At 62.0% G+C, this 12,578-nt stretch carries 11 protein-coding genes and 1 pseudogene; 4 read left to right on the top strand and 8 right to left on the bottom strand.

The features are described from left to right. Positions 1-48: 48 nt before the first annotated feature. From GFC01_RS10455 to GFC01_RS10420, 8 genes are all read right to left on the bottom strand, one after another. The gene (locus GFC01_RS10455; protein WP_341473904.1) at positions 49-1,167 is read right to left on the bottom strand and encodes a glycosyltransferase family 4 protein; all 1,119 of its coding nucleotides are present in this window, start codon (positions 1,165-1,167) and stop codon (positions 49-51) included. Positions 1,168-1,195: 28 nt separating this feature from the next. Then, the gene (locus GFC01_RS10450) at positions 1,196-1,843 is read right to left on the bottom strand and encodes a glycosyltransferase family protein (protein ID WP_152946978.1); all 648 of its coding nucleotides are present in this window, start codon (positions 1,841-1,843) and stop codon (positions 1,196-1,198) included. Positions 1,844-2,102: 259 nt separating this feature from the next. Beyond that, entirely contained in the window at positions 2,103-3,062 is a 960-nt protein-coding gene (locus tag GFC01_RS10445) for a glycosyltransferase family 2 protein (protein ID WP_194174896.1), read from the bottom strand. Between the two features lie 236 nt (positions 3,063-3,298). Then, positions 3,299-4,168, bottom strand: a complete 870-nt coding sequence (locus GFC01_RS10440) for a glycosyltransferase family 2 protein (RefSeq protein ID WP_194174895.1) — start codon at positions 4,166-4,168, stop codon at positions 3,299-3,301. 163 nt (positions 4,169-4,331) lie between these two features. After that, positions 4,332-4,739 carry a carboxypeptidase-like regulatory domain-containing protein gene (locus tag GFC01_RS10435; RefSeq protein ID WP_152946973.1) on the bottom strand — a complete coding sequence of 136 codons (408 nt, stop codon included), beginning with the start codon at positions 4,737-4,739 and terminating at the stop codon, positions 4,332-4,334. 137 nt (positions 4,740-4,876) lie between these two features. Then, positions 4,877-5,683, bottom strand: coding sequence for a glycosyltransferase family 2 protein (locus GFC01_RS10430; protein WP_194174894.1), 807 nt, complete (start codon positions 5,681-5,683; stop codon positions 4,877-4,879). A 2-nt stretch (positions 5,684-5,685) separates the two neighbouring features. Continuing rightward, complete coding sequence (locus tag GFC01_RS10425; protein ID WP_152946969.1) at positions 5,686-6,177, bottom strand: DUF6385 domain-containing protein; 492 nt, start codon at positions 6,175-6,177, stop codon at positions 5,686-5,688. 160 nt (positions 6,178-6,337) lie between these two features. Beyond that, entirely contained in the window at positions 6,338-7,210 is an 873-nt protein-coding gene (locus GFC01_RS10420) for a DUF6385 domain-containing protein (protein ID WP_152946967.1), read from the bottom strand. Positions 7,211-7,399: 189 nt separating this feature from the next. On the opposite strand from GFC01_RS10420, the gene GFC01_RS10415 reads away from it, so the two are divergent. The 4 genes and pseudogenes from GFC01_RS10415 to GFC01_RS10400 form a co-directional block, all read left to right on the top strand. After that, a complete protein-coding gene (locus GFC01_RS10415; RefSeq protein WP_152946965.1) occupies positions 7,400-9,376 on the top strand; it encodes a tetratricopeptide repeat-containing glycosyltransferase family 2 protein in 1,977 nt (658 codons plus the stop codon). After that, a complete protein-coding gene (locus GFC01_RS10410) occupies positions 9,373-11,133 on the top strand; it encodes a glycosyltransferase (protein ID WP_152946963.1) in 1,761 nt (586 codons plus the stop codon). The genes GFC01_RS10415 and GFC01_RS10410 overlap by 4 nt, the downstream gene beginning before the upstream one ends. After that, entirely contained in the window at positions 11,130-12,011 is an 882-nt protein-coding gene (locus GFC01_RS10405; protein ID WP_152946961.1) for a glycosyltransferase, read from the top strand. The genes GFC01_RS10410 and GFC01_RS10405 overlap by 4 nt, the downstream gene beginning before the upstream one ends. After that, positions 12,008-12,578, top strand: a pseudogene (locus GFC01_RS10400) (glycosyl transferase); the annotation flags it as partial. The gene GFC01_RS10405 and the pseudogene GFC01_RS10400, both read left to right, overlap by 4 nt.

Genomic DNA, 12,578 nt, shown 5'->3' with positions numbered 1-12,578 from the left:
CCGGGAGCGGTAGAAAAGCGACAGGGGCGGCCCGCTCGCTTTTTAATGTTACGCCCGGGGATGAACCAGGCCGTAAATGGCCGGGGCCACCACGGGAAAACTGTAATGGCGCCGCACGTGCTCCCGCCCGGCCCGGGAAAGACGGTTCCACAGCTGCTCATCCCGGTAAAGGGCGGCGGTGGCCCGGGCAAAGGAAAGGGGATCGTCGCCAATTAAAACATTGACGCCGTGCTGCAACTCCATTCCCTCGGCTCCCATGCCGGTGGTCACCACCGGCAATCCGGCCGCCAGGGCCTCCACTATCTTGGTCTTCATGCCGGCACCGTAACGGATGGGGGCCACCAGCAGGCGGCAGCCCTCCAGGTAGGGGCGCAGTCCCGGCACATAGCCGGTAGTTTTAATTCTCTGTTCTGCCAGGCCCTCAAGTTCCTGCGGCGGCCGGTCCCCCACAATGCACAGATCCACGCCGGGTAAAAGCTTTTGCAAAAGGGGCCATATATGCCGCACCAGGTAATTGACTGCATCCACATTGGGCCGGTGGGAAAAGTGGCCCACAAACAGCAGGCCCTTCCGGGCGGCAAAGGACGGCACCGCCGGCCAGGGGTCGGCCATCACCGGGATCACGGCCGTTCTGGCGCCGGGAACCATGCGGCCGATCAGCTTTGCCTCCAGGGGCGTAACGGCAATGATTAAGTCGGCCTGCCGGAAAACGGCCATTTCCCTTTCCAGGCTGCGGTACGCATCTACCAGCAATTCTTCCCGGCCGGTAACCAGCGCCTCCCGCCATAACCGTAAGGAAGCCAGGTCCACCGTATCCACGGCAATGCGGGTCAGGGGTGAATACCGCCGGATCACCGGGATGGTAGCCAGAGCATTGGCAACAAAATGAATGCAGGCCAGGTCAAAGGAAATATCCTTGAGCAACTGTTCCAGCTCCACCGCCGGGCAGCCCACAATGCTGTGCCGGCAGATGCGCGCCCCCCGCTCCACATAAAATTGAATCCCGGCCTCTGCAAAGGCAGGCCGGTAAATCTCATGGCGCTCCCCCTCCCGCACCAGGTAGATCACCCGGTGGCCGGCCCGGACCAGTGCGCCGAGCATGCGCAGCACGCGCCAGTCCCGGTTGGGGCGGGGAAAGGGAGGCAGCGCTCCATCGATAAACAACACGCTGGCCAACGGTTATCCACCTGCCCTTTCAGGACAATTCCGCGGCGTATTCCCGCAGGAAGACCTGCCGCAACCGGTGGTACTCCCGGTCGCATTTCCCGCCGCTCCCGTGATAGCACCAGGGCTCCTCCTGCCGCGGCACCGCCACCCGGTAACCCCGGCGGGCAAACTCCAGGCAGTGGGACAGATCGTAAAAGTGAAAACCGTCGATGATATCTTCCCGCCAGGGTATATCGTACCGGGTCACCATAAGCAAGCCATCCACCGCCGCCACCTCTTCATAGGGGCCTTCCGGCTGGTGGAAAAGGAGCGCCCGGGGCGGCTCCCCGTGATAAACCCGGCCGTACCCGACCCCCTCCCACCAGACACCGTTCGCAGGGACTTTTTTACAACCGCACATGCCCAGCAGTCCAATGCGGGGATCGGCTTGAAAGACCGCCAGGACATCCTGGCAGAAACGGCGGTTTAAGATAAATACATCATCATGCAGGTATACCTTGTACCTGGCGTTGCTCCTTTCCATGACCCGGTTGTAGGCGGCGGCAATGCTGCGGGATGACGACACCCGCCAGATCTCCGCCTGTATATTGCTGCGTTCCAGTGCCTGCAGGTACTGCAGGCACCGGGCGTAACGGCTGCCGTCCTGGCTGCAGATTATAAAGGCAAAGTGCTCCATTACAACCACCTGGGAACATACTATGCAGATGGTACCAGGGGTGTGCAATACAGCCTATCCCCAATCACTAAAGTTAAACCTGCGGTAACTGTTCGGTAAAACCGGTGCAGGCACGGCGTTGTCCCGCTCACTCCGGCGCTTCGCAATGTCTTATCGCTTAAGGACAACGCCGTGCCTTTGTATTAACCACCGGTTTCAGTGAACATTTGCAGCCAGTGGTTCCCGGCCCCCAGTCACCAGGTACCGGAAGGGATTTTTTCTAAAACGGGACGCCGAAGACGGTCATAAACCAGTCGTCATCGTATACCCGGCGCCGGAAATACTCCTGCCGCTTCTGCCATACCGGTTCCCGCCACACCCGGCTCCAGGCCCGGGCAAAGCCCGGGTAGCTCCCGGCCAGCCCCACCAGCCGGGCCAGGCGGCGGTCACTGAAATGCAGAGCGGCGGTGAGCAGGAGGTTGGCGGTCAGCTCCTCCCCCCACCGCTGATAAGGGCGCAGTGGCCGGCTGATATGGACCACCTTTACCCCGGGCACCACGGCCACCGGATAGCCGAAAAGCCACAGTTTCAAGGAAAACTCCACATCATCGTATCCCCAGGCCGCCAGTTCCTCTTCAAAACCGCCCACCCCACAAAAGGCGTCCCGGCGTACGGCCAGGCAACCGGCCGGGGCCAGGGGTACGGGTGAGGGGGTCAAACGGGTATCGCAAGGTCCGGACGGCAATTCAACCATGCCTGCCGGGAACACCGCACCGGGGCTGGTCAACCCCGTCCAGGACAGCCGGCTGTTCAGTGTGCCGCCGTAAATGGGCCGGGCGGGGTCGGCCGTGTGTATCAGAGCCGGGCAAACGGCGCCGGCCAGGCCCGCCGCCAGGGGTGCCGCCAGGGAAGCCAGCCAGCCGGGGGGGACAATGATATGGGCGTCACAGAAAACCAGAATCCCCCCGGCAGCCTCCCGGGCACCGCGGTTCCTGGCCCGGGCCGGCCCCAGGCCCCCTGTGGACAGCAATCTTATCCGGCGGCGCGGCTCCCTCGAGTAGCTCAGGAAACGGGCGCAGCCGTCCCGGGAGCCGTCATCCACCACCACAATCTCCATGGGATAGCCGGCCGGCACCGCGTTCATGAACCGGACGGTTTGCTCCAGGTAGGGTTGCTCATCCCGGGCAATGATAATTACCGAGGCCAGGCCGGCCCCACCCCCGAACCGATTGTCCGGCATCGGACCCTCCTCCTGCCGCAGGGATAGGGTAAAAAGGCCGCCCCAAACTGCCCGGGCAGTATTGCCTCCGATCCCTGCGGACCCTTCCCGGCCCATTGCTGCTGGTCCGGGTTTTTCAAGACCCGCCCCCGGATCTTCCCACCTGGTCCGGCAGAATCCACCGCCGCCGGGCAGTTTCGGCAACGCATAATTATTCAGTAAAACCGCTACCATCGGCACCATAGCGGGTTCCAACGCTAAAAGGGAATGCTAAAACGCTCCATAAACCAGTCATCGTCGTAACGGCGCCGCTGAAAATAACGGCGCCTCTTCTCCGGGGCGTCACCCGCCAGCAGCCGGGCCATCACTCCGGGGAAATCCGGATGGCCCCGGGTCATTTCCAGCACCCGGGCCAGACGCTCCCGGTGAAAATGCAAAAGGGCCATGCGCAGGAAATTGTATAAAACTTCCTCCGTCCCCACCGGATAGGGGTGAGCCGGCCGGAAGAAATGGCTCACCGTCACTTCCGGCTGTACCATCACCCGGAAACCAAAAAGCCACGCTTTCAGGGAAAACTCCTGGTCATCGAAGCCAAATCCACAGAATCCCCTTTCAAACCCGTCCAGGGCTTCATAGACCGGCCGGGACATCATCAGGCAACCCCCGGGAGCCAGGGGGACGTAAGCGGGACCGGGAGGGCGGGAGCGTATCCACTGCCACTGCAAGCCAGCCCCCCAGGTGACACCGTAGCCCGCCGCCCCGGGAGAGCGGGAATCGGCCACCGCCGGGCAAACCACGTCCGCCGCCCCTTCCCGGATGGGGCGGCTCAGAGACTGCAGCCACCCGGCGGGCACTTCCAGGTGAGCATCACAGAAACATATAACCTCCCCCCGGGCTGCGGCTGCCCCGGCATTACGGGCACCGGCCACGCCCAGCTTCCCCGCGGCCACCAACCGCACCGCCGGCATTTCTACTGACCGCAGGAAGTCACAGCACCCATCCTCCGATCCGTCGTCCACCACAATAATTTCCTGCTCCGGTCCCCGGGCCTGCTCCAGGGAAAGGATGGTCCGGCGCAGGTGCTCCCCCTCGTTACGGCAGGGGATGATTATGGAATATAAAGACAAAGTGGCATCCCCCTTCCCCACGGTAATTTCCAAACAAGACCCCCACGTCGCCTGCGGCGGCACCAACAGAGGAACGAAAATGTATTTTCAGGGCAGGAAAAAGGGCAAGACATCTGCGGTCTTACCCCGGCGCAAGCAGCCGGCCATCCGGGCGGAAGGCAGATTACCCTATGGGGGCCACCGTGGGTAGCGGCGCTATGGGCGGAAAGGGGGCTATGGGCGGCAGGGGGAAAACGGGCGGCCAGATGCCGGACTCCACCACCTGGGCCTCATCCCCGGCGACAGCGTTTTCCATGTAGAATATCTTTACCTTGAAGTCTGTGCCCGGAGGGAGGGGGCCAAAGACAAATTGCCCGTCCTGATCGGTGAAGGTATGGCCGATGGCCGGTCCCAGCTTATCTCCTTCCCGGCGAAAAATGACCACTGCTGCACAGGGCACGGGCGTCCCGTCGGGCCGGCGCACCACGCCGCCGACCAGTACCCGGGGCTCGGGGAGAATGAAAAAGTCAAAATGCTGCTGGCTTCCGGCATTTCTGGTAGCCAGGTCGAAACTGGTTAGCTGAAAAGCCATTTTTTGCACACCTCTTATCCTGGTCAAGTTTTACCTGTTATCCATAATATGTTACGGTGCCGGATTGGTGTTTAAGGCGCCCCTGGTATATATTGCCATCGCCGCTTCCCTGTTGCCGGCGGCCCTTTACTGATCAGTCACCGTAAAGGGACCACATGGCGCCTGGGGTCAAAGGGCTGCTTTAAAATCAGGGGGGAAGTGAGCCGTTTTCCCGGGGGAAAATCCGCCGGCAGCCCCCACTTGCGGCGAAAGCGCTCCCAGTTCTGCCGCAAAACGGCCCGGCAGTCCAGCCCCTCCCCGGCGAAAGTGCGCTGGCCGTGATGATAGACAAACACATCTTCGGCCACCAGCAATTGAAAGCCGGCCAGCACAGCCCGCAGGCAGAAATCGTCGTCTTCAAAATATCCCGGGACGAAGCGGGGATCGAGACCACCGATGGTGTTTAAAACCTGTCTTTTGATTAACAGGCAAAAGCCGCTTAAGGCGTTGACCCGGCGGCACCGCCCGGCGTTCTGCACCTGCAGCCGGCGGGCAAATTCCTCCACCTGATCCACGGAGTACGGGGCCACGGGAATGGTCTGCACCAGGCCGCCGCAGTTGGATAAAGGCCCCACCATTCCGGCCGCGGGATTGCTTTCCAGATGTTTGATTAGCCCCCGCAGCCAGCCCCTGGTTACCAGCGCATCGTTGTTTAAAAGCAAAAGATATTCCCCCCGGGCGGCGGCCAGACCCCGGTTGCAGGCTGCGGCAAAACAGGGGACGTCACCGGCGGCCACCATCCTGACAGCCGGAAAGTTCTGGAGATATGGCCGGGTGCCGTCGGTGGAACCGTTGTCCACCACAATGATTTCCACCGTCTCCGCAGTGTGCCTAAAAACGCTTTCCAGGCAGGCCCGGGTCAGGGGCAGCTGGTTTCTCACGGGAATAATGATTGAAACAAACATTTTCAGCTCTGCCCCTGGAACCATACGGTAATCACCGAATCAAAGCCCGGTATCTGGTTCCGGAAGCGGACCCGGGCGTAACGCAGGAAATACTGGGGGACAAACAGCTGCTCTTCCCCCGGTTCAATGGCGTAGGACAATTCGCCAAAGGGGCTCCAGGCGGTTCCATCGGGGCTTAATTCCGGCTGGACCACCACCGGGTGGGGTCCTTCATTGCGCACCAGAAAGGAGAAGGTGCGGATCCGGGCGATATCCCTGGTTTTGCTGTGGCCGTCCCGGTCCCGGGTGACCAGGCCCTTTTCCACCGTGCTGATAAAAAGCGGCCGGGTGTCGGGAATTTGTTTTTGATAGGCAACCAGGGAAATGACCAGGGCCACCATCCCCAGCACACCACCGGCCACACCCCCGATTATGGCCCCGGCCATACCGGGGCCGAATGCGGGATCACGGCGGACAATCCTGCCATCACCGGTCCCGGTGCCTGTTCTTTGCATTTCGCTCACCCCCTGTTTACAAAATATTCTCCGGCCACCGGTTGTGTCCCCCAATCCACCTGTGCTGTAAACAGCGGGAAGGCCGGTAAATCCCGGCCTTCCCGCCGCTGGTCGTTGTTCGCTGCAGGAGCGGCTGTTCCCCGGGAAACTTTCCCGGTCTTTAAGTCTGCCCCTGGAAGAAGATGTTCAGGGTGACGACACTGGCCGCGTTCACCGCTGCATAGTAAACCCGCGCATATTTCAGGAATATGGAGGATACCAGGGCGGTCACATCGCCGGTATTCAGCGTCACCGGACCGGTTTCGTTCAACCAGCTGGTCCCATCGGGACTGATCTGGAGCCGCACCGTGGCAGGCGCGATGGTGGTGGAGGCATTGACCACGCCAAAGCTCCAGGCCCTGAGATTGAGCACATTGTAGGTTACATCGGGGCTGCCGGCCGTGTCTGTAATGCCGCCCCGGACTGCCGACACGTCCGTAGTGACCAGGTTGCTCATTACGGACAGGCCGGTACTGGTGATGAGCAGGCCCGTGCTGGGCGGTGTTATGGCCAGACCCGTCGCCGGAGCCGTCACCATCAGCCCGTTGGCCGGCGCCGTCACCGCCAGGCCCGTGCTGGTGATGGTCAATCCCCCCGTGGGCGGCGTGATGGCCAGGCCCGTCGCCGGGGCCGTCACCATCAGCCCGTTGGCTGGCGCCGTCACTGCCAGGCCCGTACTGGTGATGGTCAATCCCCCCGTGGGCGGCGTGATGGCCAGGCCCGTCGCCGGGGCCGTCACCATCAGCCCGTTGGCCGGCGCCGTCACCGCCAGGCCCGTACTGGTGATGGTCAATCCCCCCGTGGGCGGCGTGATGGCCAGGCCCGTCGCCGGGGCCGTCACCATCAGCCCGTTGGCCGGCGCCGTCACCGCCAGGCCCGTGCTGGTTATACCCAGATTGCCGGTTACGTCGGTGTTCAGGGCTACATCCTGGCTGCCGAAAATCTTGATCCGCGCTTTATCTGGATTGTCTTGAAAAATCTTATAGTTCGGCATAAACCTTCCTCCTCTCATGGTAAATATTGGCCATATTGTAGGATATTCTACCTAGCTGTGGAAGGTTATGCCTGCCACGCATAAATTAACTAAAAATATTTTTCTTATTCCCCCGGCGGCAGGCGGCCCTGCCGCCCGGTTGCCGACCGTGTTTTACGGCCAACAACGATTGAAAGAGGCTGGAGCAAGATGGGTAATAGAATCAGCCTGTGCATGATTGTCCGTAATGAAGAACAGAACCTGCGCCGCTGCCTGGCCAGTGTCTCCGGCGCCGTGGATGAGATCATAGTGGTGGACACCGGCTCCACCGACGGCACCTGCCGGGTGGCGGAAGAATGGGGTGCCCTGGTGTATTCCTTTCCCTGGAACGGCAGCTTCAGTGACGCCCGCAATGCTTCCCTGGAACGGGCCACGGGGGACTGGATTTTATTCCTGGATGCCGACGAAGAGCTGGTCCGGGAAAGCCAGCCGGTGCTGCGCCGTCTAACCGCAGCCGGGGACGTGGATGGTTATTTTGTGAAGATAATCAACTACCTGGGTAACGAAGGGTGGGTGGAGACCTGCCCGGACCTGGTCTTCCGCCTTTTCCGTCACCGGCCGGACTACCGGTTCCGGGGAGCCATTCATGAACAGATTGTGGATGTGATCCTGGAAAAAAACAGCCAGGCCCGGTACCGGACGGCCGAGGACCTGGTCATCCTGCATTACGGCTACCTGGACAGGCAAATAAAAGAAAAGGACAAGAAAAACCGCAACCTGGCCATTCTGGAGCGTGAGATGGCCAGGGACCCGGAAAACCGCCTGCTGCGCTACCATTACGGCGTGGAGCTTTACCGGGCGGAAAGGTACGGGGAAGCGGCCGCGGAGCTTTTAAGGGCAGCCAGGGGCATCGACCCCCGGACCATTTACCTGCCCAAATTGCTGCGTTACATCGTCCTGGCCTGCCAGGCCGCCGGCAATTATGACCGGGCACTGGAAGTCGTTCAGGCGGGGCTGAATCTATTTCCCGATTACGCAGACCTTTATTATTACGGCGGGCTGATCCACATGGAGCAAAAAAACTACGGGCGGGCATTCGAGCACTTTCAACAGGCCCTGGCCATGCCCGAACAGCCGGTGTCTTACGCCCCCTTTGCCGGCACCCGGGGGTTTCGCTCCCTTTACCAGCTGGGGCGCCTGGCGGAACTTTTTTTAAATCTCGAAGAAGCCATGGGCTACTACGTGCAGAGCCTGCGGGACAATCCCCGTTTCACCCCGGCCCTGGAAAGTATCACCCGCCTCCTGCAGCCCCGGGAGGACCCGGCGTATGCCCGGCAATGCCTGGAGCAGCTCTGTGATTTCTGCACACCCGGGGCCAATCTTTTAATGGGGCGGATCCTTTTCCAGCAGTGCGCCTTCGGCCTGGCCCTGGAGTACCTGGAGCGGGGCACGGCCGGCCAGGAAACGTCGCCGGAGGTAATGCTCTGGAAGGCCATCTGCCTGATCCAGCAGCGGCGCTACCTGGAGGCCCTGCACATCATTGACGGTTTCAAGCCCGGCCACCGGCTTTATCCCCTGGCCAGGCTGAACAAAATTTTATGCTTCTGGTTTCAGGGTAACCGCCGCCGGGTACGCTCCCTGGTCGATGAATTGTTTTCCCTGGGACTCACCACCGATACGGGGGCTGTGCTGGCCCTTTTAAAGGACACCCCGGGCCGCCGGCGGAAACCCGGGCTGGACCTGGGCGAAGAGGGCATGTCCCTTCTCCTGGACATACTCATGCGTGCCCTGGACCTGGGGGAAAAAGAGCGGGCTGTGTCCCTTTTAAGCGGCCTTTCCCGGGAGTGCCTGCACCGGAACGCCAGGGCCATAGGTCAGCTGTTCTCCCGTTACGGCCACCCGGCAGAAGCCGCACAATATTTTCAGATGCACCTGGCGGAGAAGGGGGAGTGCGCCGCTACCCTTTATGCCCTGGGGGAAATCAGGGAGGGTCAGGGGGATTTCCTGGAGGCCGCCGGACTGTACCGGCGGGCCCTGGCCCTGGAGCCGGCGGAGCCCCGGCATTACGCCAGGCTGGCGGAGCTTTACGAAAAGATGCGGCGGGAAATATTGCAGGAAGCCCTGGACAGATACCCGGACGTGCCTGTTCTAAAACGTCTTCGGCAAGAGACGGGGGTGGAACGATGAAACCCTTGATAAGCCTGGCAATGATTGTGCGCAATGAAGAGCCCCACCTGTCCCGCTGTTTGAACAGTGTGCGGGGGGTGGTGGATGAAATGGTCATAGTGGACACGGGCTCCACCGACGGCACGGTGGAGATCGCCCGCCGCTACACGGACCGGATATACCACTATCCCTGGCACGGCGACTTCAGCGCCGCCCGCAACTTCGCCCTGACCCGGGCCCGGGGCCGGTGGATCCTCTCCCTGGATGCCGATGAAGAGCTGGACACCGGCCGGGGCGGCCTGGACCATCTGGTGCACAACACTAACGGGCACGAAGCCTTCTTCCTGCCCCTGCACCAGATGTCCGCGGAATTGCCCGGCAGTTACAGCCGCTTTTTCGTCCTGCGCCTGTTTCAAAACAGGCCCTGTTACCGCTTCGCCGGGGCCATCCATGAACAGGTGGTGGTGGAGCGCCCCGCAGCGGTGGGCATGGCCGCAGCCCCGGTCATCCGGCACCATCCCCTTCCGGCACAGGAGCGCCGCCGCCGGCGGGGGCGCAACCTGGCCCTGTTGCAGCGGGCGGTGGCCGCCGATCCGGCCAACCCCTTTTGGCAATATTACCTGGGCGTGGAATGGCTGGGGCTGGGCCGGGCCGCCCGGGCGCTGCCCCATCTGCAGCGGGCCTGCCGGGAACTGGACGACAGTCACATCCTCTTCCGGGCACAGGCAGTGCGCGCCCTGGTGGCCTGTTGCCAATCCCTGGGCCGGCTGGACGAGGCCATCTGTCTTTGTCTTGAGGAAACTCACCGCTACCCAGCCTACACCGACCTGTTTTTCGATGGGGGGCTTTTGTTTGAAGAAAAGGGGGAATATGAAATTGCCCGCCGGTGGTTTCAGGAGGCGGTGAACTGCGGGCTACCGCCGGCTCTGTTCGGCCATACCGGCGGCACGGAAAGCTTTCTCTCCCTTTATCACCTGGGTTACTGTAATGAAAAGCTGGGCCGCTGGCAGGAGGCGGTGCAATATTACGAGCAGGCCCTTGCGGCCAACCCCGGTTATATTTACCCCCTCTACAACCTCTTTTTAATTCTGCTGGTGGAAGAGGGACCCCTTCAGGCGCTGGCCCGCCTCCGGAATGCCGGGCACTGCCGCCAGGGGGCCATAGCCGCTGCCCTGGCCGGGCTGTTCTTCGAAGCCGGCTACCCGGATCTGGCCTGCGCCTGCCTGGACGGCCTGCCCCTGGCAGAAAACCGGCTGCCATCACCCGCATTTTATGTTTATGCCGGGCGGGTTAAGGAAGCCCTGCACCTGGTGGAACGCCACAGGGCAACCGGCCGTGCCTTTGACCCGGGCCTGGCCGTGGATGAGGTAGTGGCTCTTATCCTGCAAAAGGAGTATGAAACGGCCAGGACACGGGCCCTCTCCCTCTGGCGGCAACAGCCGGAGCGCAGCCGGGCCGTGGCTTTGCTGAACCTGATTTCCCTTTGCCGGGACGGCTCAAGCTCCTTACGCCCGGAAAAGGCCCGGGAACCGGAGGTTATCCGCATAATCCTGGACGTCCTGGAAAAATGCCTGCGTTTCCGGGCGGGTACACCCGGACCGGGCCGTGCCCAGTTGCCCCGCCGGCCTCATCACCTGGCTGCAGCGGCCATTGCCTATTTAAGCACCCTGTCACCGGAGGCCTGCGCATCCCTGGGCAATTACCTGGCGGAAAAGGCCGGCGCCCTGCGCCGCCTGGCGGCTTTTAAATTCGGCCCGGCGGGGGGGTTGATCCCGTGAGCGGCAGTCCTACCGTAAGCCTGTGCGTAATCGCCAGGGACGAAGAGCACTGCCTGGCCTCCTGCCTGGACAGCGTGCGTTCCCTGGTGCAGGAGATCGTTGTGGTGGACACGGGCTCCACGGACCGTACGGTGGAGGTGGCCGTTTCCCGGGGCGCCCGGGTGTTCAGTTACCCCTGGGCCGGCGACTTTGCCTCCGCCAGGAATTACTCCCTGGCCCTGGCCCGCGGGCAGTGGATCCTGGTCCTGGACGCCGACGAGATACTGGCCCCGGTTAGCCCGCAGGAACTGTCTGCACTGCTTTCCGCACCGGGAGTGGAAGGCTACTTCGTGACCATCCGCAACTACCTGGGCCGGGGTGAGACGGTGGCCGAAGACCGGGTGGTGCGGCTGTTTAAAAACAACCCGGCCTACCGTTTTACAGGCGCCATCCATGAGCAGGTGGCCGGATCCATTATGGCCCAAAACGGCGGGGGCGGGCTGGCCTGTTCCGGCCTGGTCATCCACCACCGGGGCTACCTGCAGCGGCAGTTACAGGCCAGGGATAAACACCGGCGCAACATCGGCATAATCTGCAGGGCACTGGAGAAGCAACCGGCCGATCCCTTCCTTCTCTACAGCCTGGGCATTGAGTACTGCCATTGTGGTGAAACGGCCAGGGGCATAGAGCAGCTGGAGAAAGCCCTGGTGCTGGTGCGGGGCCACGAGGGTTATTTCCACGACCTGCTGGTGCTGCTCTGTGCCGCGCTGTTAAAGGCAGGGAATCATGACCGGTTGAAAACTGTGCTGGAGGGGTCGCTGTGTATGTTCCCCAACGACCCTGACCTGCTGCTGATCAAAGAAGCCTGTTCCAGAACAGTGAAAGGGGAAGAACTATGAAGAAAGTGCTGGTGGCCAGCCCGGTGCGGCAAAAACCGGCCATATTGAAGGAGTTCCTGTGGTCCCTGGAACAGCTGGACACAACCGGAATGACGGTGTCCTATGCCTTTGTCGACGATCATCCGGAGGAATGCCGGCTGTTGCGGGATTTCGCCGCCGGCCGGGACAATGTGCAAATCCTGTCCGGTGATCGCCCGGGGGATATTTACCACTGCACGGAACAGACCCACCACTGGCAAGAGGACCTGATCTGGAAGGTGGCCGGCTACAAGAACCGCTTCCTCCAGATGGCCCGGGAGGGCGGATACGACTACCTGTTCCTGGTGGACTCGGACCTGGTGCTGCACCCCAGAACCCTGGTCCACCTGGCCGGGCTGGACCAGGACATTGTGTCGGAGGTATTCTGGACCAGATGGCAGCCCGACCTCCCCCCGATGCCCCAGGTATGGGTGGGCGACCAGTACCGCCTGCATCCCATGCAGCGCGGCGAAGAACTGGGTGTGGGCGAGGTGGCCCGGCGCCGGGAAGAATTCCTGGCCATGCTGCGGCAGCCGGGCACCTACCGGG

Origin of the sequence: Desulfofundulus thermobenzoicus (genome assembly GCF_009428905.1) — a bacterium.
Classification (GTDB): domain Bacteria; phylum Bacillota; class Desulfotomaculia; order Desulfotomaculales; family Desulfovirgulaceae; genus Desulfofundulus_A; species Desulfofundulus_A thermobenzoicus.
Note: the sequence above shows the minus strand (reverse complement) of the source record. Positions and strands in the feature narration are given on the sequence as shown.

Excerpts from the sequence above, each read along its gene's own strand:
- GFC01_RS10450 (WP_152946978.1), bottom strand. The coding sequence starts at position 1,843 with ATGGAGCACTTTGCCTTTATAATCTGCAGCCAGGACGGCAGCCGTTAC.
- GFC01_RS10445 (WP_194174896.1), bottom strand. The coding sequence starts at position 3,062 with ATGCCGGACAATCGGTTCGGGGGTGGGGCCGGCCTGGCCTCGGTAATT.
- GFC01_RS10435 (WP_152946973.1), bottom strand. The coding sequence starts at position 4,739 with ATGGCTTTTCAGCTAACCAGTTTCGACCTGGCTACCAGAAATGCCGGA.
- GFC01_RS10430 (WP_194174894.1), bottom strand. The coding sequence starts at position 5,683 with ATGTTTGTTTCAATCATTATTCCCGTGAGAAACCAGCTGCCCCTGACC.
- GFC01_RS10425 (WP_152946969.1), bottom strand. The coding sequence starts at position 6,177 with ATGCAAAGAACAGGCACCGGGACCGGTGATGGCAGGATTGTCCGCCGT.
- GFC01_RS10420 (WP_152946967.1), bottom strand. The coding sequence starts at position 7,210 with ATGCCGAACTATAAGATTTTTCAAGACAATCCAGATAAAGCGCGGATC.
- GFC01_RS10415 (WP_152946965.1), top strand. The coding sequence starts at position 7,400 with ATGGGTAATAGAATCAGCCTGTGCATGATTGTCCGTAATGAAGAACAG.
- GFC01_RS10410 (WP_152946963.1), top strand. The coding sequence starts at position 9,373 with ATGAAACCCTTGATAAGCCTGGCAATGATTGTGCGCAATGAAGAGCCC.